This window comes from Dyadobacter sp. NIV53, from assembly GCF_019711195.1.
Taxonomy (GTDB): Bacteria; Bacteroidota; Bacteroidia; order Cytophagales; family Spirosomataceae; genus Dyadobacter.
Genome location: NZ_CP081299.1, coordinates 1637897 through 1662725, shown reverse-complemented (window position 1 = coordinate 1662725; position 24829 = coordinate 1637897). Strand labels below are relative to the sequence as shown.

The following is a 24829-nucleotide window of genomic DNA, read 5'->3' as shown; positions in this document are numbered from 1 at the left end:
CTCCAAAGCCGACTTCTCTGATTATTCACAGCCATTTCTTCCACCGAAAGTAAAATACCATCCCTACGGTTACAACCCCCATCAGCCCCCACACGTAAAAATATCCGTTGTGGTAACTAAGCTCTGGCAGATAGTGAAAGTTCATTCCGTACACCCCGACTATAAAAGTAAGGGGCATAAAAATCGCTGAAAAGATCGTCAGCGTTTTCATGACAGAATTCATCCGGTTGCTGATCGTGGAAAGATGCACATCGGCTAAGCTGGCCAGTAGTTCGCGGTAAGAGTCAATTGTGTCAATGACCTGCATCACGTGATCATACAAATCCCTGTAATAAGGAATTGTTTTCTTACTGACAAGTGCATTATCTTCTCTGATTAGTTGATTAATGATATCCCGTAACGGCCATATCAATCTCCTTACCAGCGTTATTTCGCGTTTTAATGCATAAATATCCGCCAGAGATAAATGTTGTACTCCACGGATTACCTGATCTTCAACCAAATCCAGCTGATCACCAAGCTTTTCCAGCACAATAAAATAATTGTCTACTACCACATCCATTAAGGCGAACAGCAGATAATCCGACCCGTTTTTTCTCGTTTTGCCAACAGAAGCTTTTAACCTGTCGAGCACCGGAGTAAAAATATCACTTGTAAGTTCTTCCTGAAAAGAGATTAAATAATTTTCTCCCAAAACAAAACTAACATGCTCAGAAGAAATTTCCAGCGGTGATACCGATTCGATATGCAGCATTTTCAAAGTCAGGAACAAATGTCCGGTATCATATATTTCCAGTTTCGGCTTATGTTCGGTGTTCACAACATCTTCCAGTAACAACGGATGAAGTTGGTAAACACTTCCCAGTTTTTCAATCAGACCGGTTTCATGGATGCCATCAACATCAAGCCAGGTAATTTGTCCATCCGATCCGGCAGAGGGCAAACATTCTACCAGAGATTTAACAGAATCCTGAGTGAAAACTTTATCGTTATACTGGATTCTCTCTATCCGGGTTTTGAGCTCAATATCAGGGCCAATATAGGTTAGCGTACCGGGAGAAGTAAGCAGGTTGTGGCGTTTGTAGCGCTTATGCTTTTTTACTTTCCCGTTGGCAATATCAGTATCGATAGATTCGTCGGTGGCAGCGGAGTTATTCAATGCAGCATTTTACTTAAGATGAAACACTAATAATGGAACGTGTGTATCAACAACGAGTTTTTTTGTGACACCAGGATTGATCAGGTATTCTTCAAGAAATGATCTTTCCCTGGATGACATGATGAGCAGGTCAGCATTGACTTCATCACAATAATCTTCTATTCCGTCCAAAACATGTTTGGCTTCGCGGGTCACAATATTTTCGTCCCGAATATCAAACTCATTTTTGATCTGTGTGATATACTGTTCGTCGGACTGAATATTTGGCTGTGAGTCAGTATTGATTTTTAAAAGCGTTAATTTACCTCCCAGATGATTCAGCATAACGTATACCTCTTTAAGAATATCATTTTCCTCATATTCAAATTGTGTGGCATATACGACTTTACTGAATTTTTTTGGTGTGCTCTGCGGAGGTATAATCATCACCGGACAAGGCGAATGCAGTGCAATATGCGTAGCGGAACTGCCAATCAGCTTATCCAGAAAACCGCCTGTTCCGGTTCTTCCTAATACAATCAGATCGGGGTTGTGCTCTTTAACAGCCTCTTCTACTGATGACTGTATACCTCCGATCGACCATATTGTAGTAGTCTTATAACCTTCTGCGGTAACAGCATCAGCATATTCATCCAGTTTTTTGCGAAATTCTTCTTCTAATTCGGTTGTCATAGAAAGAAAATCAGGTGAGCCAACACCCGGTAAAACACTGCCGGATGTAGCGCTTACATCTGCTATATAAGGCTGATATGCATGTAAAATTAAGAGCTCGGTGGTTTCTTTATCAGCCATTATCTTTGCAGCACTTAACGCACGGTCTGCATTTTCAGAAAAGTCTATTGGAATTAATATGCGGTTCATGATATTGAGAGTAAATTCAGAAATAAATTAAAGTCTGGTAATTTAAAAATATTTAAAGCAATACAACTGGTGCTGACAAAAAGTAATGATAATATAATTCAGTAGTTTAAGAGGTTCAAATATTATGCCATCTTCAATTTTCTGTTTGTTTGATAAAAAAAGACAGAATCCCAAAAGTGGATTATAAAGTTGTCCAACCATTTTTTTGTACCAATGATTAACTTGTTAAACAATTTATTATTTCCTCAAATTGGTAAAGAATAATACAATCAATCAATAATATCATGCAATGCATCTAAAATATTTTGGGTTTTGTTCTAAATGCTTCGTGCTATTGTACGTTCCTTAATTTGATTTTTTATAAGTTTACCGTCACAAACTGTTTTCCCCACTACCAAGATTCTATATGAAGAGCAAGATTACCATCATTAACATCGCCCTTATAAGCATTGCCGCCATTGCCACAGTACTGAGTGCATACGATATAGTACCAATTTCTCATGACGTTCTGCTTGTCATCAGATGGCTTGCTGTTGCAGGTCTTATCACATTTGCTATCATAAAGAAAAACCTTACTACTTCGATACTGATTGCAATGCTGGTAGGAACGGAGATTGGCCATGATTTTCCGGATATGGGAATAAATCTTCACTTTTTAAGACAGATATTTCTTCAAATGATCAAGACTGTAATAGCACCGTTGTTATTTGCAACGCTGGTTACAGGTATTGCCGGGCATTCGGATCTGAAACAGGTGGGCAGAATGGGTTGGAAATCGCTGCTCTATTTTGAAGTTGTTACCACCTTTGCACTTGTTATAGGATTGGTTTTTGCCAATTGGTTTAAGCCGGGTGTAGGAATTGTTGCACCTGCGTCACTGAATGCCACATTACCGGAAATTAAGCATCAAACATGGCAGGACATAATCGTCCATTCCTTTCCGGAAAACATGGCAAAATCCATCTACCATGGTGAAGTATTACAAATTGTTGTTTTCAGTGTTCTTTTTGGAATCAGCCTCGCATTACTTCCGGCGGTAAAGAAAGAAAAATTTGTTTCGGGGGTTGAATTGCTGGCCGAAGTAATGTTTAAATTCACTAAAATCATCATGTATTTCGCACCGATTGGTGTTGGAGCGGCCATTGCAGAAACGGTGGGCCATATGGGTATCGATGTTTTGAAAAACCTGGCCTTATTGCTTGCAACGTTGTATTGTGCTTTGATCGTTTTTATACTGATCGTTTTTGTTCCAATTGCATTAATTGCAAGAATTCCCGTTCTCAAATTGGCGAAGAATATATTCGAGCCACTTTCTATTGCCTTTGCTACTACTAGTTCAGAAGCTGCATTGCCAAAAGCAATGGAGAAAATGGAAAAATTTGGAGTACCGCGCCAGATTGTTGCTTTTGTTATGCCAACAGGGTACAGCTTTAATCTGGATGGTTCCACACTTTACCTTGCACTTGCCGCCGTATTCGTTGCTCAGGCCACTGGTACAGACATGTCTGTTGGAGAACAGGTTACCATGGTTTTCTTACTGATGTTAACCAGTAAAGGTGTAGCAGGTATACCGCGCGCAACACTCGTGATTTTGCTGGGAGCTATTGCAAGTTTTAATATGCCTGAATGGCCCGTACTATTAATTATGGGTATTGACGAACTGATGGATATGGCAAGAACCACCGTAAACGTGGCTGGAAACTGTCTTGCAACAGCAGTAGTTGCTCGTTGGGAAGGCGAACTGGACGATGAAAAAATGCATAATTCAGACAAATTGGTAGCGGAGCCGGTTGCACTCGAAGTATGATTATTTAATATTACAAACTCGCTGAATAAGCGAATTAAACTTCAATATGTTTACCGTATACGGAATACCGAATTGCAATACTGTTAAAAAAGCGCGTACCTGGCTTGAACAAAACGGAGTAGAATATAGCTTTCATGATTATAAAAAGAAGGGTATTTCACCGGAAAAAATCCAGGATTGGTTTAAAAAATTTCCCTGGGAAAAACTCGTGAACAAAGCTGGTACAACCTGGAAAGCATTAACGGATGAAGAAAAAGTACTGGTCCAAAATGAAAAATCTGCGATAGAGCTGATGGTAACGAAAACATCAGTTATCAAACGGCCGGTGATTGAAGATGAGAATGGAAACGCTGTTGCCCTTGGATTTTCTGAAAAAGAATATGAAGAGATTTTTCTCTGACCAGATTCAGATTAGTGCATAAAAAATCCCGGTATTTAGAAATCATTTAAATTTCTAAATACCGGGATTTTTCGTCTTGAAACTATTTAAAGCTTATAACTTACTTTTTACAGCTTCAAGCGCCTTCTGTTTATTTTGAAGATCCAGTATGGAATTCTGAGAATCTACTTTTCCTTTTTCCATTTCAAGGCGTAATTCATTCAGTTTCTTTTCAGTACGTTCTATTTCCTTGGTGTTGTCCTCCATCTTACTTTGTAATTTCTGATGGCTTTTTTCAGCTGTGGTAAATGCTTCATCAGCAACTCTTACATCTTCATGTTTGCTTGCGTAATCAGAGAAATCTTTCAATACGGATTCCGCTGCTTTGTATGTCTGATCACTGCTGTTGGCTACATAATTGCCATCGACATATAAAGCCATAAATACCTGTGCTTGCTTTTTTAAAGAAGAAACTTCACTGGTAAGCTGAATCGGATTGGGAGAAACCGGAGGAATAGAAGCCTTCTCAATGGTATAAATGCCTCTTTTCCCTTTTACTTTTCCAAATTTGCTGATATAACTTTCCCAGTAATCACTCAGGTATTTTTCTGAAATAGCGTTGCTCAGGATAAGTCCCAGGTATTCCTTTTTGTCAATAGTTTGTTTTCCGGGAAAGACCGTTTGCGCGTGTAATGAACAGGGAACTACATTGAGGATTATTACAAACAGGGCGAAGGTAATTCTTAGTTTCATTGTTTTTCGTTTTGGTAAACCAAATGATATGTTGCTGTTCTTCATTGCTTTAAATGTCTACTTTTCAATTTTTTTAGTAATAATAATTACTTTTTTATTGTCGGAAAGAGTGGTTGCAAAAAGATAAAAATCACCACCGTCTTTTAGACGCCATTTTTTGCGCAGGTCATGAATTTTAGCGGGGAAATTTCGCAAAGTCAGATTTGCTTTATTTTCTTTAATATAAGTAAGTATTTCCTGAATGTCAGGCTTGCAAACACCAATGATTTCAAAAGTTCGTCCGGGGAAATTAATAATATGCTTGTCAGAAGTGTATAAATGGCTGCTTGCTGCCAGTTTTTTTACCTGATAAAGCGATCCCGGAATCTTAAACGCACCTGCTTTCAAAACAGCGGCATGTGGTTCATATAAATAGGAAAGCGGATAAGAGTAGCTTATTTCTGAGTTTCGCTCCGTATTTCTGTTGAAATCCAGCGATTGCAATACAACGCCCGCCGAATTCAGAATGCGTACTTTTAGTAGAAAATCATTTGAATGATGGTCGCGGCTGATATGAAAGAGGAGTTCTTTACACTCGTTATCATAACCGGTTATATGAACCTCTTTTACATATTTCAATTCTTTCACTGCCAGATCTATATCCAGCAAAGGGGAGGTTTTGAGAAGGATGTCAGGGGCGGTTTTGAGTAATAAATCCAGATTGGCAACAATATCCGGCGTGCAGTCTGACAACCTTACAACTTTTTCTTTATTCAAACCCCTTCTGGCAGGATCGGCGTAAATCCAATTGGCCTGTATATTGACTTTCTCCAGAGCAGCAAGCGAATCAACCTGATGAACTTCGATATTTTCAGCCTGAAGTATTTTAAAATTATAAGCAGCCGTTTCAGCTACTTCTTCCTGCTGTTCATAATATTGCGTTTTACCAAAGTTTTTGCTCAGGTAATAACTGTCAACACCCATTCCGCCGGTAATATCAATAAGCGATTTTCCTGAAATGATACCCGACTTGTAACGTGCGGTTGCTTCGGATGAACATTGCTCAACAGAAAGAGCCGGTGGGAAAATTAACGCATCATTAGCAGACCATTCCGGAAGTTTTTTTAAAGCTTTTTGTCTGGATAAGATCTGGCCTGCAAGTTTTTTTACATCAATCCCTTTAAACTGGCCGGATTTTAAAATAAGCTGATTGACATCGTCCTGTTTATGCTGTCTGATAAAAGCGAGTTCAGTATCGTCAAAACCAATCGTATTCCTGTCATTTTGTAGTAAAGAGGCATCCATGATAAAGAAGGTCTTCTATGTGGCTTTTCAATTCAAAATAAAGATTTTTCGTTCATCAAAAGGAAAGTATTCATCACACTTTATCAGAATAATCTAATAGTACCATCGGCAATTGGCTTTCAGCTAAATACAATGAACAAAATTAAACGATCGCCGACAGGGTTCTTCCGATAGCCGGTAGCTGACTGTAAATCTATTTTCTCTTGAGTAGGACTAACCAACCGAAAATTATAAATTGTCGCTTATTCACCTATTTCCTTTAGTTAACCTTTAATATTATGAGAATTAAGACCTTTGAAGAGTATCAGGTTGCCTACAAACAAAGTGTAGACGATCCCGAAGGTTTCTGGGCCGAAGTAGCCCAACAATTTACATGGCGCAAACCATGGAAAAAAGTCCTAAGCTGGGACTTCAGTGAAGCAAATACGAAATGGTTTGAAGGAGGTGAAATGAATATCACCGAAAATGCCCTGGATCGCCATCTTGAAACAAAAGGCGATCAGGTTGCTATTTTATGGGAGCCTAATGATCCCGAAGACGTCTCCGTAAGTATAACCTATAAGATGCTTTTCGACCAGGTTTGCCGCTTTGCCAATGTTTTAAAAAAACATGGCATTAAAAAAGGTGACCGGGTCTGCATTTATCTGCCGATGGTTCCTGAATTGACTGTTGCTGTACTTGCCTGTGCAAGGATAGGAGCGATACATTCTGTTGTTTTTGGTGGATTTTCGGCAAAATCGATAGCTGACCGGATCAACGATTCCTCTTGTACGATGGTAATTACATCTGATGGTGCTTTCCGTGGAAACAAGGTTATCCCAATGAAAGAAACGGTGGATAACGCACTGGAACTTTGTTCAACGGTGGAAAACGTAATTGTAATGACGCGTACTCGTACGCCGGTTTCTATGCTTAAGGGAAGAGATCTCTGGTGGGAAGATGAGGTGAAACTGGTGGATTCTGTATGTGCAGCCGAGCCAATGGATGCCGAAGACACTCTTTTTATTTTATATACTTCCGGATCAACCGGCAAGCCAAAAGGTGTGGTGCATACCTGCGGCGGATACATGATTTATGCAACTTATACATTTGCGAATGTATTTCAGTATGAGCCGGGAGAAATCCATTTTTGTACAGCAGATATCGGATGGATTACCGGCCACAGTTATATCGTTTATGGCCCATTGTGTTATGGAGCTACTTCTGTTATTTTTGAAGGTGTCCCAACTTACCCGGATGCCGGCCGCATGTGGCAGATTGTTGCAAAACACAAAGTGAATATCCTATACACGGCGCCTACGGCCATTCGCTCATTGATGAGTTTTGGTTTACAATATGTAAAAGATCACGATTTGTCATCACTGACAAAATTGGGTTCCGTTGGCGAACCGATTAATGAAGAAGCGTGGCACTGGTTCAAGCATAACATTGGCCATGATCATTGTCCTCTTGTTGATACATGGTGGCAGACCGAAACTGGTGGAATTATGATAACCGCGCTTGCCGGTGTTACACCGGAAAAGCCAACTTATGCAACATTGCCTCTGCCAGGAATCCAGCCTGTATTGGTGGATGAAGCCGGAAATATTATCGAAGGAAACGACGTAAGCGGAAACCTGTGCATCAAATTCCCATGGCCTGGAATAATCCGTACGACGTATGGCGATCATGAAAGATGCAAGCAGACGTATTTTTCTGCATACAAAGGCATGTATTTTACTGGTGATGGTTGCCTTCGCGACGAAAACGGATTTTATCGGATTACTGGTCGTGTGGATGATGTACTGAACGTGTCGGGCCATAGAATTGGTACTGCCGAGGTGGAAAATGCAATTAATATGCACCTTGGGGTAGTGGAATCTGCTGTTGTGGGCTATCCTCACGACATTAAGGGGCAAGGAATTTATGCTTATATTATTACGGATAACAGACACGGCGATGCAGAAATGTTCCGAAAAGATATAGCTGCCACGGTTTCACGTATTATCGGGCCTATTGCAAAACCGGACAAAATTCAGTTTGTATCAGGTTTACCTAAAACGCGTTCAGGAAAGATTATGCGACGGATTTTGCGTAAAATATCGGAAGGAGACGTGGCTAATCTGGGTGATACGTCTACGCTTCTTGACCCTTCCGTTGTAGAAGATATTAAAAAAGGGGCGCTATAAAATAGAATTGTAAATTGTTAATGGTCAATTATTAACGCTTGTTTTCAGGCTTATTAATAATTGACCATTGATTTTGGTTTGAAAGAACAAAATCAGGCTTTCACAGAACTTGCCTTATCCGCTGCACAGCCGCATCCTTTTGCACATCCGCCGGCATTTCGGCTATTAATCGATTTCCATAATTTCCACCCCATGTAACCGGCAGCTGCAAGGAAAAGAATAATCACTATAATCTGTTGTAACATCATGGGTTATAAACAATCTATGATTACCAATTGTTCCTGGCCGCTAGCTGGAATGCCTGCTGATAATGATGTTCGCTGTGCCATGCATAGTTTGCTATGACTGTATCCAGCCTGAAAATCTTTTCTGCTTCGGGATGCACATATGTTCTTGCCAGATCGGTTTCATTCATGGAATTTAATAACAATACCCAACGCAAATGAACATAGCGGATCAGTTGCAGGGATAATTCAACCTGAGCCGCTTTGGCATCAGGAAGTTCTGCCCAAAGATCTTCTTTATAGGGCTTGATAGTAGGATTATCTTCTGTTAAAGCGAGTCTGAAACGGGTGTAAGCATTAATATGGCTATCTGCAACATGATGTACCAGCTGCCGTATCGTCCAGCCATCCGGCCTGTAAGGCGTGTTAATTTTGTCTTCATCCCATCCTCCCAGCAGATTAATGAATTTCAGAAGGCAAAGCACTTATGATCTGAATATCGGTTTTTATTTCGGCTGCTGTGTAGCTACTTTGAGGAGTAAATCTCCCGATAGGATAGCGGAGTTGTTCAAGTTCCATGGTTGTTATAAATATTAATTATAAATGATTAATTGCCAGGCCGTCATTTATAGATTGTTATACTACTATAATGGCTAGTTTTATTTACTTAAAAATTCTCACGTATCAGCTCCATCAATTCTTTGTGTGCGCCTGCTGCTGCGATGATATCGCCTCCAAAAAGATAATTATCCCCGCCATTGAAATCAGTAACAGTTCCACCTGCTTCTTTGATCAGTAATACACCCGCAGCCATATCCCAGGAGTTGAGGTTGTATTCATAAAAGCCGTCGAACCGGCCGGCTGCTACATATGCCAGATCCACTGCTGCTGCCCCCATACGTCTGAGCCCATGCGTTTTTTGCATCAGCAGTTCCAGAATATACATGTAGCGTTTTTGCTTTTCAAATTTGTAGTATGGAAAACCGGTTGCTATCAGGCTTTCCTGTAAAACAGGTACTTTGGATACATGCATTTGAATTCCATTACACCATGCGCCGCCACCTTGCCAGCCGTAAAACATTTCGTCCGTACTTGGCTGATGGATCACGCCAACGAGTGGTTCTTTTCCTCTTGCCAAACCTACACTTACACAATAAACGGGTAGGCCGTGAATGAAATTTGTTGTGCCGTCCAAAGGATCAATAATCCAGTTTAGTGCTAACGGATCTGGTTCCTGTCCGGTCGTTCCTTCTTCGGTAATAAAACTTGCTTCCGGCAAAATCTCACTCAGTGCCTGAACCAGGAGCTTTTCAGCCTCTTTGTCGACATAAGACACCAGATTATTCAGATCTTTATATTCAATTCTGTCACGGGAAAAAAGTGCCGCTTCCTGCTGAATAAATAAGGAAGCTTTTCTAACGATTTCTACCGTTTGTTGAGTTAGCAGTTCAAGATTCATTCGTTGATTATCCTTTTTGCGGGATTTTAGAAAGTGAATTATTCATGTAATAAACGCGGATGATCAATGTCAGTAAAATAGGAATAATCACGAGATTATGTTTGGCAAGATTTCCGGTTGCACAAAGTAAAAGAAATCCGTAAAATATCAATAAGAATGGAAACCACGCGGGTTTTTGCTGTGGAGAAATAAATAAAATAAGCGGCAGCCACAGCGGGAAAGCCCACAAAATATCGTAATTAAATGCCGTAACACCATGATTGGTTCCGAACCATAATAACAGGATAAACCAGCCCATTACCCCGCAGATACTGAACAGGATCTTATCCAGAGTAAAATTGACTTTCTCATACTTGATCTGCCAAAAAGTGAATAACAAAACCAATGCTGCCAATGCCCAGAACGTGATCATTGGCGTGAGCCATATTTTACCGGTAATAGGTTGTGCCACGAATATATTACGGCTTGACCCTACTAAGGGCAAAGTCCGGGTTCCAACTTTTATTTTAGAATCCCTGAATGCAGTACTCAGATTATCAGGTAAAAATGTAGCCTGTTCTGCAGTCGCAATTTCATCCGATGGTGCACCTATTGCCAGATCCATGCCAAAATCGGCCCATGGATTTTGTTCGTAAGCATAACGGTCGATCCATTGCCTGAAACTCAGTTTTTCATGCGTGTAACCAGGGAAATTCAGACTGTCGCCGCATGCTGCCTTTAATGCAGTGACCATCCTTGTTGAGCAATTATCAAAAAAGAATTTGTACGCATAATATCTGTTTTGAGGCAAATAATTGTTTTCAAGGAAATTATATAGCTTCTGCTTTTGGCCCGGTGATAAATTTAGAACCTCTTCTTTAATGGATCTGTTTTCAGAAGCCCAATAATCCGTTTGATAATGAAGCGGACTTACTGAGACAGAATATGGCAGAGTCCCCCTCAAAAATTTTATATAAAAATTACCGGTTTCAAAAGCGAACGTTCCATAATTATATGCTCTGTCAATTCCCTGAACCGGATCAGTAATCCAAAGTACGCTATGGCCGAACCCGGAATATAATTCGTTTCCTGGCCCGACTGTGATCAGGCTAACCTTCGCATTTGGACTTAAAGTCCCGAATTGGGCATTCCCGGTCCCAACAATAAATAATGTAAAAAAAGAAATAGTAAACCGGATTTCATTTTACTAAGGTTACAAACCGTAGTATGTATTATTGACCTTTTATTCATGTTGAGATGTTTCAAAACGTTCGTCCTCGTATTTGTCTGATGACTTTTTCTCCTCTGCTTTACCAGCAAGTACGATTACAATTTCACCCTTTATTGTTTTTCCGGAAAAGTAAGCCAAAACTTCTGTTATCGTTCCCCGGATATTTTCTTCATAAATTTTTGTCAGTTCTCTTGAAACTGAAACCTGTCTGTCGGTACCGAAATATTCTGAAAACTGCTGCAAAGCTTTAAGCAAACGATGCGGCGATTCATAAAATATCATCGTTCTGTCTTCATTCACAAGGTTTTGCAAACGTGTTTGCCTTCCTTTTTTATGTGGTAAAAATCCTTCAAAAGTAAACCTGTCGCTAGGTAATCCGGAGTTTACCAGCGCAGGAACAAACGCCGTTGGACCGGGCAGGCATTCGATCGGAATTCCATTTTTAATACATTCTCTCACCAGAAGAAAACCCGGATCAGAAACGGCAGGTGTACCGGCATCTGAGACCAGCGCCATAGTTTCGCCTTTCAATATACGCTCTACAACACGCATAACTGTTTGATGTTCATTGTGAACGTGGTAACTATGCATGGGTTTACTGATGCCCAGATGCTTCCAGTAAGTTGCCGGAAGTCCTGGTGTCTTCTGCTAAAACAACATCCACACTTTTTAATACATTTATTGCACGAAGGGTTATATCTTCAAGGTTCCCGATTGGGGTTGGTACTATGTATAATTTCATTTTTGTTCAAAAATCTGATCAATAGCAGCGGCCAGTTTTCTGTCTTTTTCAGTCACTTTGTCACCGGCGTCATGGGTATTCAACTCAAAATTAACTTTGTTGTAGGTATTGCTCCAAAACGGATGATGATCCATCTTGTCAACAGTTTGGGCCACTTTCGTCATAAAAGCGAATGCTTCTTTAAAATCGCCGAATGTAAAACTGCGCTTTAATTTATTATCTTCTTCTTTCCACATAATCAGGAATTTAGGATTAAGCAACGTACAAGCTCACCGATTTTTATAAACCATGTATCATTATTGAACGAATATACAAGGATAAAACTTGTTTTTAAATTATTCGCACCAATAGCCGAATAGGGAATCATGAAGTATATTTGAACTTTGATTACGCCTTAATCATTATAAGGAAAGTAGATCAGGAGATTACCTGAAAGTTTTTTAAAAATTACGCAGATAAATAAACAGGTTATAAAAGATAGACTTTGATACCTGCCAAAGAATTATGAAAGTAGAACTTGTGCGCGTTAATGACGCTTTTCATTTTGAAGGAAGCGGTTCATCAGAAATCAAAGTACATACCGACGGATCGCCGGAAATTGGTGGTACAAATCTGGGAGTAAGGCCAATGGAATTGCTGTTAATGGGGCTTGCAAGCTGTAGTGCGATTGACGTGGTTCTTATTTTGAAAAAACAAAAACAGGACATTACTGATTTTCGGGTAACAGCGGATGGTGATCGTACGGAAGAAGAAGGTACCAAGCGCTCACCATTCAGAAATATCCACCTGACCTTCAAATTTGTAGGAAATCAGCTCGACGAGAAAAAAATTGACCGTGCCATTGCTCTTTCTATGGAAAAATATTGCTCGGCAACTGCTCAACTGGAAGCTTTGGCGACCATTACACACAGCGTAGAAATCGCAACTGTTTAAAAAATAATCTGTACACATTTTTTGTACTAATAAAATTCAAATGCAGCAATACCACGATTTGCTCCGGCATGTATTAGCCAATGGAGTTCGTAAAACAGACAGGACAGGAACGGGAACGATCAGTGTTTTTGGTTATCAAATGCGCTTTAACCTGAAAGATGGTTTCCCGTTGGTTACGACTAAAAAAGTACATACGAAATCCATTATTTACGAACTGCTCTGGTTTTTGCAGGGAGACACCAATATCAAATATTTGACAGACAATGGTGTATCGATATGGAATGAATGGGCGGATGAAAACGGAGATCTTGGGCCCGTTTACGGTAAACAATGGAGGAGCTGGGAAGGCCCGAATGGCAAATCAGTTGACCAGTTACAGGAAGTCCTGAATCAGTTAAAAAATTCACCGGATTCACGCCGGATTATGGTTTCAGCCTGGAATCCGTCAGAATTATCAATGATGAAATTGCAGCCTTGTCATGCATTATTTCAGTTTTATGTTGCCCCGCCCGACGATTCTGCAGGAGAAACAAGAGGCAAATTATCGTGTCAGCTTTACCAGCGCAGTGCAGATGTGTTTTTAGGCGTACCTTTTAATATTGCCAGTTATGCATTACTGACCATGATGATCGCACAGGAATGCGACCTTGATCTGGGTGATTTTGTATGGACCGGGGGCGACACGCATATTTACAGCAATCACCTGGAACAGGTAGAATTGCAGTTAAGCCGCGAGTTACGGCCGCTTCCAACTATGGCTATTAATCCGGAAGTTAAAAGCGTCTTCGATTTTAAATTTGAAGATTTCGAATTGCTGAATTATAATCCATGGCCCGGGATCAAGGCGCCGGTGGCCGTTTAAAATAATTAAGGGTTAAAAATGAAGAGTGATGAATTAAATATTAGAAAAGGTATTCTTAACTCTTAATTCATCACTCTTCCTATGAGTATTCAGTACATTTTAGAAATTATTGGAACATTTTCTTTTGCTATTTCCGGTGCTCTTGCTATAAAAGGTCAGAAGTATCAGGATTGGTTTGGAGCGAGTTTTACTGCTTTTATTTCATCTATTGGCGGTGGTACTTTGCGGGATATTCTCCTGAATAGTTATCCTTTGGTCTGGATAAGTGACATCACCATCATTTATGCCATTATCACCGGAATTGTAGTAACCTTCATTTTTTACAAATACCTCATCCGTTTAAGAAGAACACTTTTCTTTTTTGATACCTGCGGAATTGCGCTTTTCACTATTGTAGGTACTGAAAAAGCCCTGAATTTAGGAGTAAGACCTGAAATTGCCGCAATTATGGGGATTTTTACTGCTATAATGGGTGGTGTGATCCGGGATGTAATGACCAATGAAATCCCGATTATTTACCGGAAAGAAGTTTATGCAACGGCTTGTCTGGCAGGTGCCTGTTGTTACCTGATTCTTAACAGGATTGGTGTAGAAAGAAATACAGCATTTATTGCTTCTTCTCTGTTGATTATAGTAATCCGGATTTTAGCTGTAAGATATGAATGGACTATTCCGCGGTTTTTCAGGTGAGGGTAGGGGATATAATTTATTTATCCGAATAATGCCCTTTGGCGGAGAGGATGGTCACGATTACTTCTAAATTGTCAATTTTATAAACAAGCCTGTCTTTTGGATTAATTCTCCTTGACCAAAATCCGGAAAGTTCATACTTCAGTTGTTCCGGGTTGCCAGGACCTATCTCTTGATGTTCTTCTAATTCCAAAAAGATAACTTCAACTTTCTTTATATCAGCTTTATTGCCAGATTTATAAAGTTCAGCCAATTGCCTTTTTCTTAATGTCTACAGAATATCTGCCCATATATTTTTGGCATCTTTAATCCTTGTAACATTGCCCTCTTTCGCAGATTTATCAGCATCAAAATTTTTTTTACAAATTCGGGATCGTAGCCATTATCTTCTAAAGCTTCAATTGGCACGATTGCAAACGCTTTGCCATCGCCGCGATTAACGATTACTTTTTCTGTATTCGCTAAAACCGCATATTTTTTGATGTTTTTTCGGAATTCGCTGACTGTTATTGTTCTCATGATATTGCGCTTATAATGTAAAAATAAATACAGTTATGTACATAAACAGGTACATGAGTTGATATGTGTGTTTAAGAATCGTGGACTATTTTAATAACCGGAGATGCCTGACTCCGGTTATTAAAGCTTAAACTTTGCAGGCTTAGTTCCTTAAATTATTCAGTTGAAATTATTTCTTCTTTTTCTTCCCCTTAACCACCGAAGCAGCTTCTTTCACAATTGGCAACTTCGCCGTCATGCCTGCAATTCCTTTTTCAATTTGTCCTTTGTAGAAGCTTGCAAAGGCATTGTCTCCCGATGCTGCTCCAACAGTTAATGCTTTTTGAGCGATGGGTAATGCCTCAGATACTTTTCCTAATTTGTTCAGGATCTGTGCTTTTAGCCAAAGATTTGAAAATGTTTCTTTCAGGCCAATTGATTTGTCAGCCAGTGCTAATGCCTGAGGTAAATCCTTTCCTTTTGATAGCAGATAACCGGACGCAGTTTGCATCGTTGCAGGATCTTCCGGTTTTTCAGCAACTGCTTTGTTCAATGAAGCCATGGTCAGAGTTTGCGTTTCAACTGAAATCTGTACAGGAACTTTCACTGATGACCACGCCAGATTCAAATTGGCGGTGCTGTCGGTAAGATTTGAAAAATCAATGCTGAAAGTTTCAGTATAACCAGCTGATGTAGGAACCACTACAATGCGCGCTATATCGTCAGCTTCTTTGTAAGCATCAATACCTTGGGTAAAATTTTTGTTCAGAATAATAGTCCATGCTGCGCCGGATGGAATGGAAAACAACGCATATTTTCCGGCAGGCACTTTCTTTCCGCCAAAAGAAAATTCAGTACCGGATTCCAGTGTAGTTGCCTGATTGGCCCCTGTACGCCATACTTCATTATAAGGTGCCAGTACAGAACTGTCAGCCAATATCCTGCGTCCCTTAATACTTGGCCTTGAATATTTTACAGTAAAATCCGTAACTCCGACAGTTTGCATGACAATGGCTGCTGGGCTGGCCTGAGGCGTACGCTGAGCTAACGTTGCAGCTGTTATCGCAATGGCAAAGGAGATGGATAGAAGATACTTTTTCATTTCGAATGGGTGGTTTGTTGCTTTAAATATTAAACTTGCGGCGAAATTAGAATGAAAAGTTTAGATAGCCTACAATGAAACGAAACAGTTTACACGCTTTACTTAATTCTTATACGCCAGCAGATTCAGGTGAGCTTGAAATGCTTGCAGATATAAAAAGCTTCGTTAGTAATAACCCTGATTGTTTTGAAAGAAGCCTAGTATGCGGCCATGTCACCGCTTCGGGCTGGATCGTTTCTCCTGGCAAGGACGAAGTTTTACTTATGCATCACCGCAAACTGGATCGCTGGTTTCAGCCAGGCGGACATTGTGACGGAGATCCGGATGTAATAGGCGTTGCAGCAAAAGAAGTGGAAGAAGAAACCGGACTTCAAAATGTGAAATTATTGCAAAATGGAATTTTTGATGTAGATATTCATCTCATTCCTGCTAATAGTAAAGATGCTGCACATAATCACTATGATATCCGATTCTTGTTTGAAGCAGATCCGGCAGAGGAACTGATCATCAATATCGAATCGCGTGATGTCAAATGGATACCAATTCAGAAAATTGGAAATTTAAATGATTCAGAATCTATCATGCGGATGGTAAGGAAAACTATTGCTTTATAAATTTTAAAGCCCGTTCCAGATTTCCCACTTTGATTTTCGCTATATATAATCCGGTCGTTAATGCTTTTGTATTGACAGCCATTGTTTGGGAAAGATTCACATCATAATTTGAAAGCAATCCGCCATTCGAATGAAAAATCCTGAATGATGCTTTTTTGCCAACTAACGACTGGGGAATCGTTAATATCAGATCATTTGCGGTTGGGTTTGGAGAGAGTATGATAGATTTTAGTAAGTCATTTTCTACGCCCAACGGTTTAAATTCGTCGTAAATAATATTCTCAGCTTTGCTTACACTGGGAACTCCATATCCGAGCATATTATCAGGATTATTAGCCTGGTTTCCTGATCGTTTCAGTACAGAAATAACTTGCTGAGCTGAAAGATACGGGTATGCCTGCCATAAAATCGCTGACAAACCTGCAATTAGCGGAGTTGAAAAAGAAGTACCATTATTTAAACCTACATTTCCTGATGCATTACCAACGACAGTTCCCGCTCCAACAGCAGCAACATCTGGTTTTTGCTGACCAATGTAATTAGGCCCAATTGAACTGAATGCAGCGTAGCTCAGGTCATAATTTGTTGCGCCTACGCTCAAAACGGAATCTACATCGGCCGGAGCAGTAATATAACGCCAGGGATCGTTGCCCTCATTTCCAGCGGAGATTACTACTAAGATACCTTTTCTGGTAGCATAGCGGGCGGCACGGCTTATGATTGTTGTTTTCCCATCCATATCCGCATAAGTATGATTATATGCCGGAGTGTCAAATTCTCCGTCGAAGTAACTGTAACCCAGTGATGAACTGATTATATCAGTACCCACACTATCAGCTCTTTCAGCCGCTAAAAGCCATGTTATTTCTTCATAAGGCGATTCAACCAGGTTAGCTTCTGTTACGTACAATGCAAAAGTAGCTTTAAACGCTGCACCAATCATGGAAGAAGGTGCGTAAGCAGCGATGGTCGATAGTACTTCAAGCCCATGGGACCCGTCATTGTACACGTTACCATCCCGGCCAACAAAATCATGTGTATCCAACACGCGGTTTTCATCAAAAACAGGCTTTAAAAAACCGAGATTTTTACCGTTTATAAAACCATTATCAATTACGGAAATGATCATATTTTCTCCGTGAAAGCCTTTGTCGTGCAATTGAGGCACTTCCATTAACGCCAATTGGTCATTCATTCTGCCATAATTCAATTCTTCCGATGTTTCCATCTTTCGATCAACAGCACTGATTCTTTCAATGCCGGGAGATTTGGATGTAAGATTTGCAACTGGTAGATTGAGTTCAATCCCTTTATAAAAACTTAGCTTTTTAATATCTGCCAGTTGTGCATCCGATGCTTCCACCAAGGAACCATTGAACCATCGGGAAGAGTAAATGACCTTTGCGCCCGTTTGTCCAATGGCCCAGACATAACCCGGATTTACCGGAAAATCCTGGATAGTTACGGGAATATTCTGACGTGCTCTACGGGAAATTGAACGCTCAGACAGAAATTCAGCAGGCTTATCAACAGTATATAACGAATTGGCTTTATCCTTATATAGAATAAGATAACGTGGATTACTTTGGGCGATTCCGTAACTTGTTGTAAATAAGATACAAAACAGAATTAGTAATATAGATTTAGCCATTATTTTCAATCATTTTTAATTGTGCTAAGCTCTTTCCAGCCGGTATTAATAACTCCATTCCCTACACAATCAGACGGGTTGCAATATTGTAGAAATACTTTTTCCTTCCTGATTAAGCCAACGTCTTTTGCATATATTTCTATATACTTATTTTTTGATAAAAGTGTTGAGTCGTCCTGCCTGATAATTGTAACTGTATTGGGGTAAATTGTATTGCCGATCTGAAATGGCTCACCCACATCAACTGCCCTGAACATGGTCTCACCGTTGGAATTAAATAGATTTCCATTCCACATCACTTTTTCAGTCAAAGGGAAACACATATTTACTATTGTCCGGCCATTTTCCTGGCTTAAAGCTTTATCCAGAGTATGCCAGGATGTACCGGTAGAATCCAATTTCCATTCTGATTTATTCTCCTGAACATAATACATGGTTTTGAAAACCTGCTGTTCATGGATATCCTTAAATGAATCTGAGATAACCTGTAATGTTAATAAATGATCGGTTTCCGGTGATGAAGATAGTGAATAAATTGTACGTTCAATATCGAATTTTGTAGATTGACCTATACTTAAAGGAAAATATGCGGAGTCGGAATTGGAAGACAGATTCTCTTTGGAGCACGAAATAGTGGCAAGTAATAAAAATAACACTTTAATGTAAAATTTTATCCTGACACTCATATTGTAAACTCTGGACTTTGTACGGCGCAGCTGCGCTTCTGAACTCTAAACTTTAAAACTTCTCACTTTTCCCTCCCAAATGCTGGCAGTCCAACAGCGCATTAAAGCCTGAATATGGTACAATGGTTTTTAAATATCCATAATTATCGGCCAGTGGGATAGTCCGGTTATTGTCTCCCATAGAAATATCGACGTCATTCATTCCAAACTGACAGGGGTGTTCGTAACCAACCGCGTGCGTAATTTCAATGATTTCCTTTGACAGGGTTTTCATGTAATTGTAAAACCGTTCACTTTTTAAAGTCGGGTCAAGACCAGCACCTAGCCATTTGTTATTGGTAGTAATGCCGGTAGGGCAATTGTTCGTATGGCAGGTTTGTGCCTGGATACAGCCAATCGACATCATAGCTTCCCTGGCAACATTGATGATATCGGCGCCCATGGAAAACGCCATTACTGCCTGAGCGGGTAAACCTAGTTTACCCGATGCAATAAAAGTAATTTTATCAGTCAGGTTTCTTTTTTGAAATATTTTATAAACTGTACTAAAAGCAAATACAAGAGGTAATGCTACGTGATCGGCAAAAGATGGTGGTGCAGCTCCGGTACCTCCTTCGCCACCATCTATAGTTATAAAATCAGGCCCTTTTCCGGTTTCAATCATCATATCGGCCAGTTCCTCCCACATATCTGTTTTCCCTATGGCTGATTTAATTCCAACGGGCAAACCAGTTGATTCAGCCATTTGCTCAATGAATTCAATCATACCCCGAACATCAGAAAATGCACTGTGATAGGGAGGAGAAACAATATCAATGCCCATAGGCACCTGGCGAATTTCAGCAATTTCGGCCGTTATTTTACTTGCAGGAAGCACACCACCTTTACCTGGCTTTGCACCTTGTGATAATTTAAGCTCGATCATCCTTACGAACGGATTATTCTGGGTCATTTTGACTAGTTTCTCCATCCTGAAATTCCCTTCGTTATCACGAACACCAAAATAGGAGGTGCCCATGTTGAAAACCACATCGGCACCAAATTTGTGATACGGCGACAAGCCACCTTCGCCAGTATTATGATAATTGCCAAATTGTAACGACCCTTTATTCATGGATTCTACCGCACGGGCGGACAAAGACCCAAAACTCATGGCACTGATATTAATCACAGAATGAGGCCGGTACGGACGCCTGCGCTGGTGGTATTCACCAATTACCTTTGCTGACGGGATGGTGTAGTGGTTGGGATCTTTTCCATTGCTTACATGATGCGGATGTGCTGCCGGAAGTTTGTAAGGTAACATAGCCGGTTTGATCAAAACATAACCAGCTTCCTGCATATCCTGATCTGTTCCAAAACCCTGGTAATTATTTTCATTTTTTGAGGAAGCATAAATCCAGGATCTCTGGCGGCGGTTGAATGGAAGTTCTTCCCGGTTATTAGCTACAATATATTGCCGCAATTCAGGCCCGATCTTTTCGATCATGTAACGAAAATGACCAAGAAGTGGAAAATTATGCTGAATTGTATGTTTTCTTTGCAGCATATCTCTAAGTGCTATTGCTAAAAGAGGAAGCACAATATAAACCCAAACAGGAACAGAGGAAAGAAAAGAAAGAGCGGAGGATTCCATTGAAATGCTTATTGACAGTGTGTGGTAAACCGGTCAGAAAGAAATAGCCTGGCTATTGCATTCGGGCCGGTTTTTAGAAAATGAAAAATTATATTTCCTGCCATTCGGTAACAACAGCAAGATCTTTCCAATATCCCGGATAAGATTTTACAACTACATCCGGTTCTTCAATAATTATCGGACGAACCATTCCAACTGGTGCAAATGCCATAGCCATGCGATGATCGTCATACGTATGAATAGAGGGAGTCTCATTTTCCGACCAGTTTTCTATGTTTGAAACACGGTATAAATGGTTGGTTTCAATTTCATTCAGTTCTGCACCGATTTTTTGCAGCTCTTGCTGAAGAGCCAGTACGCGGTCTGTTTCTTTTATTTTAAGACTTTCGATTCCGGTTAAAGAAAGAGGAATTTTTTTAATTGCACAGCAAACTGCGACTGTTTGAACCAGGTCGGGGCAATTGGCAAAATCCCATCCGATAGAAGCTGCTGCGGGTATTTTTTTAAGAAGCACACCACGTTCGGTAAAAACGCTGTCAACGCCCAAATGGCTCATGATCTCAACAATCGCGCTATCGCCTTGCAACGATGCTTTTTGTAAACCTAAAAGTTCTACTTCTGCATCATCAGCAAGTGCCACAATGCTATACCAATAACTTGCGCCGGACCAGTCAGATTCAATAGCATATGGAGCTGCCTGGTATTTCATTGGCGGAACATGTAAAGTATTTGTTTTCCAATCCGCTTTATAATCAATGCCAAATGTTGCCATCTGGTTGAGTGTCATTTCAATATACGGGCGTGAACCTACTTCGCCATTCAGTTTGATTGTCAGTCCGCTTGGTAATGCAGGGGCAATAAGAAGTAACGCTGATACATACTGGCTGCTCACGTCACCACGCATACTCAATTCATTCTGGCCTGAATAAGAAAATCCATTGATCAGAAGAGGAGGATAACCTTCTGCATTTTCATATTGAATGTCTGCTCCTAAAATCCGCAATGCATCAACCAGGATTCCAATCGGGCGTTCACACATTCGCGGCGTACCGGTCATGCGTTTTTTCTGGTTGGTTACAGCAAAATAGGCAGTCAAAAAACGCATGGTAGTTCCTGCATCAATAACATCCGCAACCGGCTCAGCGGATTGCAATAACCGCTGCATTGTTTGTGAGTCGCGGGCCTCAGAAATATTGGAAAGCTCACATTGAAAACCTGTAAGTGCATTGATAATCAAGGCTCTGTTGCATTCGCTTTTAGACGCTACAAGTCTTATTTCGGCTCTTATTGGTTGTTGAGGTGGTTGTACAAGAATAGATTTCACTGGAATTTCGGATTTTTTGGCGTGTTTAACGCGGGGTTTGATAAGTGAAAACAACGCAAAGCGTGAAGTTTCACAGAGTTACATTTATATATCTGAATATATACAGATTTTGGTTAAAATAGCAGGCTTTAATAGGTTTCAAGTACTTTCAGCTTGTTTTTATGGTTCATTTTCAGAGAAGCAAAAGTCATTTTGTAACAGAATAAACCTGTAACCATTAATGCGCCGCCTACAATAATAGACGAAGAGTCGGTTGTAAAACGTTTATTATCAATCCCTTTATTGAAAAAATCAGCACCGATGTAAATTAGTCCTGCCAAAGGAAGAAATACAGCTGCCTGGGAAACAAAAGGTATTCTCCGCGAAACCTTCATAAGACGGATATCTTTTAAAAGTATTTCCTGATAATCCATTCTTCCCACTGCCTCATTGACAATACCAATAGTAAAAGAAGAATCGTTCACACTTGCGATAGTTTCATTGAACCGGATTGTTTCATTATTCATCCTGAACTTAATATTATCGCCAGGAAAAAACGATAACGGTGAAAACCGCCGAGAACAGGAGACGCATCGAGAACAAGATATTTTTGGCCAGGAGCACCAATGACTCGGTTATCTCCGCTTTGTTTAAGGAAAAGCTCTTCGCTGCTCAGTGCATTTTGTGGATCGTAGTGATCCTGAGACCATGCAGGAACATTTCCTAAGGCAGACAAAAAGAATATGATAAGGTATTTTCTCATGATTGAAGATGAAAGGTTCAAATATAGGAAATCATTATTTAAACGGGCAAAACAAATACAATGTTGCTTGATCAAAAGTTATAAATTGTCTGGCTCGTGGGTCTCTTCTTTTAATACTTTAACTGAAACTCCGCCGGAAACAAGCATTTTCATCATGTCGGTTGTAGTGGCATTCAAATAGGTAACATTTTCGGTTGGAACAATAAATAATTCTCCTGAAAGCGAATAGGATAATGGCATATATACGGCCACATGATCGGATATATTTAAGTGACTCAGGTCTGTCTGTGTAATAAATCCGATTTTTTTAATTCCTGTTTCTTTATACATCGTAACAAGAACCGGCTGGTTGAATTTCTTTTTGTCGCCAACAAAAGCCAGGATCAGATCTTTAATGGAATAATATATCAGGCTGACCAGTGGTATGCGGCGCATGATATTTTCTGCAAATTTTAAAAATGATTGCGGGACAATGGTAGAAAAGAAGAAACCAAGCAAAATAATGCCGCTCACAATAATTAGTACACCCAAACCCGGGAGATAAACTTCCTGGTGTTCGGAAATAGAAATGTTAATAGGGATTATGTTATCCAGAAACTCAATTCCTGACCAGATAATAAGTCCGGTAGCATACAAAGGAGCTATTAAAACAAGCCCTCTGATGAAATAACTAAGTATTCGTTTCAGTAAAAAGTTTTTAATCTTCATCAATAATTTGTGCTTGTGATGCAGAGGATTACACCAAAACTATATACGAAGGTACAGATTTAAATGCTTTTAAATTCATTTGCAATGGCATTTGCCATTCATAAAGGCATGCAAAAACTGATCATTAAAATGAAATATTGGACGTTGGAAATGTAATATTGATATTTGCACCCGCTAACATTAAAAGTTAGCTTTTAAGTGTTATTAAAAACACATTGTCTTTCCATTATTTAGTATATATGTATCAGGCGAGTTATTTAAAACATTTTACAGAAGAAGTATTTCTTGCCATAGGGTGTTCAGCAGAAGAAGCATTACTGGCTTCCCAGGTTTTAATCAGTGCTGATTTAAGAGGTGTTGATTCTCATGGAATTGCCCGGCTTGCGGGTTATGTTCGTCTCTATGACAACGGAAGGCTGAATCCTACGCCAGACATTAAAGTGGTTTACGAAACACCAAGCACTGCGGTAGTGGACGGTGATCGTGGATTGGGATTGATAGTAGCGCCGCGGGCTATGGAAATTGCCATGGAAAAAGCAGAGAAAGTAGGGTCAGGCTGGGTTTCAGTTCGAAATTCGAATCATTTTGGTATTGCGGGTTATCATGCAATGCTGGCTTTACAAAAGGAAATGATCGGTATGACCATGACCAATGCTGCACCATTGGTTGCTCCTACTTTTTCGCTGGATAAATTGTTAGGAACCAATCCGATAGCAGTTGCTGTCCCTGCAAATGAAGAACCTCCGTTTGTTGCTGATTTTGCTTCTACGGCGGTAGCTTACGGAAAATTTGAAATATTACAGCGGAAAGGTTTACCAGCGCCACTGGGATGGGCACAGGATGCAGAAGGAAATGACACGACAGATTCCAATGCCGTAAAAAGCGGGGGAGGTTTGCTTCCTCTCGGCTCGGACAGAGAACACGGAAGTCACAAAGGATATGGATTAGGTGCTATTGTGGATATATTTTCGGGTGTTCTTTCGGGCGCTAATTTTGGTCCATGGGTGCCGCCGTTTGCTACTGCAGGGTTTATGTCAGCTCAGGCAGGAGTTGGATTAGGAACCGGTCATTTTTTAGGCGCAATGCGGATTGATGGATTCCGGCCAGCGAATGAATTTAAGGAAGATATGGACAAATGGATACGCGCGTTTCGCGGAGCCAGAGCCGTTGAAGGTAAAAAGGTGCTTATTCCAGGCGATCCGGAAAGGGAAACTGAGGCAATTCGGAGTGTAGAGGGAATTGAACTTTTAGAACCTGTTATTTTGTCATTGTCTGAACTGGCTAAGCGTTTTGGTATCAGTTTTGAAAATAATTTATAGATACTTTTTTAAATATTT

At 40.2% G+C, this 24829-nt stretch carries 27 protein-coding genes and 1 pseudogene; 8 read left to right on the top strand and 20 right to left on the bottom strand.

Annotated elements, in window-relative coordinates; all coding sequences use genetic code 11:
• Positions 1 to 25: 25 nt before the first annotated feature.
• On the bottom strand, positions 26 to 1159 hold the full coding sequence (gene corA / locus KZC02_RS06705) for a magnesium/cobalt transporter CorA (RefSeq protein WP_229254041.1): 1134 nt from the start codon (positions 1157 to 1159) through the stop codon (positions 26 to 28).
• A 9-nt stretch (positions 1160 to 1168) separates the two neighbouring features.
• On the bottom strand, positions 1169 to 2020 hold the full coding sequence (locus tag KZC02_RS06700) for a universal stress protein (protein ID WP_221393391.1): 852 nt from the start codon (positions 2018 to 2020) through the stop codon (positions 1169 to 1171).
• A 406-nt stretch (positions 2021 to 2426) separates the two neighbouring features.
• Here KZC02_RS06700 and KZC02_RS06695 point away from each other — a divergent pair, with 406 nt between their 5' ends.
• Entirely contained in the window at positions 2427 to 3827 is a 1401-nt protein-coding gene (locus KZC02_RS06695) for a dicarboxylate/amino acid:cation symporter (RefSeq protein ID WP_221393390.1), read from the top strand.
• Positions 3828 to 3873: 46 nt separating this feature from the next.
• Positions 3874 to 4227 carry an ArsC family reductase gene (locus KZC02_RS06690; RefSeq protein ID WP_221393389.1) on the top strand — a complete coding sequence of 118 codons (354 nt, stop codon included), beginning with the start codon at positions 3874 to 3876 and terminating at the stop codon, positions 4225 to 4227.
• 93 nt (positions 4228 to 4320) lie between these two features.
• On the opposite strand, the gene KZC02_RS06685 is transcribed toward KZC02_RS06690, so the two are convergent.
• Both KZC02_RS06685 and KZC02_RS06680 read right to left on the bottom strand, forming a co-directional pair.
• On the bottom strand, positions 4321 to 4959 hold the full coding sequence (locus KZC02_RS06685) for a hypothetical protein (protein ID WP_221393388.1): 639 nt from the start codon (positions 4957 to 4959) through the stop codon (positions 4321 to 4323).
• Positions 4960 to 5016: 57 nt separating this feature from the next.
• On the bottom strand, positions 5017 to 6243 hold the full coding sequence (locus KZC02_RS06680) for a THUMP-like domain-containing protein (protein ID WP_221393387.1): 1227 nt from the start codon (positions 6241 to 6243) through the stop codon (positions 5017 to 5019).
• A gap of 278 nt (positions 6244 to 6521) precedes the next feature.
• Here KZC02_RS06680 and acs point away from each other — a divergent pair, with 278 nt between their 5' ends.
• Positions 6522 to 8411 carry an acetate--CoA ligase gene (gene acs, locus KZC02_RS06675; RefSeq protein WP_221393386.1) on the top strand — a complete coding sequence of 630 codons (1890 nt, stop codon included), beginning with the start codon at positions 6522 to 6524 and terminating at the stop codon, positions 8409 to 8411.
• Between the two features lie 92 nt (positions 8412 to 8503).
• Here the strand turns inward: acs and KZC02_RS06670 are convergent, their stop codons facing one another.
• From KZC02_RS06670 to KZC02_RS06645, 6 genes and pseudogenes are all read right to left on the bottom strand, one after another.
• The gene (locus KZC02_RS06670) at positions 8504 to 8659 is read right to left on the bottom strand and encodes a FeoB-associated Cys-rich membrane protein (RefSeq protein WP_229254040.1); all 156 of its coding nucleotides are present in this window, start codon (positions 8657 to 8659) and stop codon (positions 8504 to 8506) included.
• A 20-nt stretch (positions 8660 to 8679) separates the two neighbouring features.
• Positions 8680 to 9120 (bottom strand): YfiT family bacillithiol transferase, encoded by a 441-nt coding sequence (locus tag KZC02_RS06665; RefSeq protein ID WP_229254039.1) that lies wholly within the window; start codon positions 9118 to 9120, stop codon positions 8680 to 8682.
• Positions 9121 to 9302: 182 nt separating this feature from the next.
• Positions 9303 to 10094, bottom strand: coding sequence for an inositol monophosphatase family protein (locus KZC02_RS06660; RefSeq protein WP_221393385.1), 792 nt, complete (start codon positions 10092 to 10094; stop codon positions 9303 to 9305).
• Positions 10095 to 10101: 7 nt separating this feature from the next.
• Positions 10102 to 11178, bottom strand: a complete 1077-nt coding sequence (locus KZC02_RS31555; protein WP_255637526.1) for a DUF4105 domain-containing protein — start codon at positions 11176 to 11178, stop codon at positions 10102 to 10104.
• A 138-nt stretch (positions 11179 to 11316) separates the two neighbouring features.
• Positions 11317 to 12046 (bottom strand): annotated as a pseudogene (gene rsmI, locus KZC02_RS06650) (16S rRNA (cytidine(1402)-2'-O)-methyltransferase).
• The gene (locus KZC02_RS06645) at positions 12043 to 12282 is read right to left on the bottom strand and encodes a 4a-hydroxytetrahydrobiopterin dehydratase (RefSeq protein WP_221393384.1); all 240 of its coding nucleotides are present in this window, start codon (positions 12280 to 12282) and stop codon (positions 12043 to 12045) included. The pseudogene rsmI and the gene KZC02_RS06645 overlap by 4 nt, the downstream one beginning before the upstream one ends.
• A gap of 268 nt (positions 12283 to 12550) precedes the next feature.
• On the opposite strand from KZC02_RS06645, the gene KZC02_RS06640 reads away from it, so the two are divergent.
• The 3 genes from KZC02_RS06640 (at position 12551) to KZC02_RS06630 (ending at position 14531) form a co-directional block, all read left to right on the top strand.
• Positions 12551 to 12979, top strand: coding sequence for an OsmC family protein (locus KZC02_RS06640; RefSeq protein WP_221393383.1), 429 nt, complete (start codon positions 12551 to 12553; stop codon positions 12977 to 12979).
• Positions 12980 to 13019: 40 nt separating this feature from the next.
• Positions 13020 to 13841 (top strand): thymidylate synthase, encoded by an 822-nt coding sequence (locus tag KZC02_RS06635; RefSeq protein ID WP_221393382.1) that lies wholly within the window; start codon positions 13020 to 13022, stop codon positions 13839 to 13841.
• 81 nt (positions 13842 to 13922) lie between these two features.
• A complete protein-coding gene (locus KZC02_RS06630; protein ID WP_221393381.1) occupies positions 13923 to 14531 on the top strand; it encodes a trimeric intracellular cation channel family protein in 609 nt (202 codons plus the stop codon).
• Between the two features lie 16 nt (positions 14532 to 14547).
• On the opposite strand, the gene KZC02_RS06625 is transcribed toward KZC02_RS06630, so the two are convergent.
• The 3 genes from KZC02_RS06625 to KZC02_RS06615 form a co-directional block, all read right to left on the bottom strand.
• Positions 14548 to 14784, bottom strand: a complete 237-nt coding sequence (locus KZC02_RS06625; RefSeq protein WP_221393380.1) for a Txe/YoeB family addiction module toxin — start codon at positions 14782 to 14784, stop codon at positions 14548 to 14550.
• Positions 14785 to 14795: 11 nt separating this feature from the next.
• Positions 14796 to 15050, bottom strand: a complete 255-nt coding sequence (locus KZC02_RS06620; RefSeq protein WP_221393379.1) for a type II toxin-antitoxin system Phd/YefM family antitoxin — start codon at positions 15048 to 15050, stop codon at positions 14796 to 14798.
• 169 nt (positions 15051 to 15219) lie between these two features.
• Positions 15220 to 16131 carry a DUF2911 domain-containing protein gene (locus KZC02_RS06615; RefSeq protein ID WP_221393378.1) on the bottom strand — a complete coding sequence of 304 codons (912 nt, stop codon included), beginning with the start codon at positions 16129 to 16131 and terminating at the stop codon, positions 15220 to 15222.
• 74 nt (positions 16132 to 16205) lie between these two features.
• Between KZC02_RS06615 and KZC02_RS06610 the strand changes: the two genes are divergently transcribed.
• Positions 16206 to 16745, top strand: a complete 540-nt coding sequence (locus tag KZC02_RS06610) for an NUDIX hydrolase (protein WP_221393377.1) — start codon at positions 16206 to 16208, stop codon at positions 16743 to 16745.
• On the opposite strand, the gene KZC02_RS06605 is transcribed toward KZC02_RS06610, so the two are convergent.
• The 7 genes from KZC02_RS06605 to KZC02_RS06580 all read right to left on the bottom strand — a co-directional run bounded on the left by KZC02_RS06605 (position 16732) and on the right by KZC02_RS06580 (position 23492).
• Complete coding sequence (locus KZC02_RS06605; protein WP_221393376.1) at positions 16732 to 18396, bottom strand: S8 family peptidase; 1665 nt, start codon at positions 18394 to 18396, stop codon at positions 16732 to 16734. The genes KZC02_RS06610 and KZC02_RS06605 overlap by 14 nt on opposite strands.
• A 5-nt stretch (positions 18397 to 18401) precedes the next feature.
• The gene (locus tag KZC02_RS06600; protein ID WP_221393375.1) at positions 18402 to 19082 is read right to left on the bottom strand and encodes a hypothetical protein; all 681 of its coding nucleotides are present in this window, start codon (positions 19080 to 19082) and stop codon (positions 18402 to 18404) included.
• A gap of 52 nt (positions 19083 to 19134) precedes the next feature.
• Positions 19135 to 20718, bottom strand: coding sequence for an FMN-binding glutamate synthase family protein (locus tag KZC02_RS06595; protein WP_221393374.1), 1584 nt, complete (start codon positions 20716 to 20718; stop codon positions 19135 to 19137).
• An 88-nt stretch (positions 20719 to 20806) separates the two neighbouring features.
• Entirely contained in the window at positions 20807 to 22042 is a 1236-nt protein-coding gene (locus KZC02_RS06590) for a 3-phosphoshikimate 1-carboxyvinyltransferase (protein ID WP_221393373.1), read from the bottom strand.
• Between the two features lie 128 nt (positions 22043 to 22170).
• Positions 22171 to 22548: a hypothetical protein gene (locus KZC02_RS31545; protein WP_229254037.1), complete on the bottom strand. Its 378-nt coding sequence runs from the start codon at positions 22546 to 22548 to the stop codon at positions 22171 to 22173.
• Complete coding sequence (locus KZC02_RS31540) at positions 22545 to 22784, bottom strand: hypothetical protein (protein WP_229254036.1); 240 nt, start codon at positions 22782 to 22784, stop codon at positions 22545 to 22547. Before KZC02_RS31540 ends, KZC02_RS31545 begins: the two co-directional genes overlap by 4 nt.
• A gap of 78 nt (positions 22785 to 22862) precedes the next feature.
• Positions 22863 to 23492: a DUF502 domain-containing protein gene (locus KZC02_RS06580; protein ID WP_221393372.1), complete on the bottom strand. Its 630-nt coding sequence runs from the start codon at positions 23490 to 23492 to the stop codon at positions 22863 to 22865.
• Between the two features lie 239 nt (positions 23493 to 23731).
• Here KZC02_RS06580 and KZC02_RS06575 point away from each other — a divergent pair, with 239 nt between their 5' ends.
• The gene (locus KZC02_RS06575) at positions 23732 to 24811 is read left to right on the top strand and encodes an Ldh family oxidoreductase (protein WP_221394964.1); all 1080 of its coding nucleotides are present in this window, start codon (positions 23732 to 23734) and stop codon (positions 24809 to 24811) included.
• The last annotated feature ends 18 nt before the right edge of the window (positions 24812 to 24829 follow it).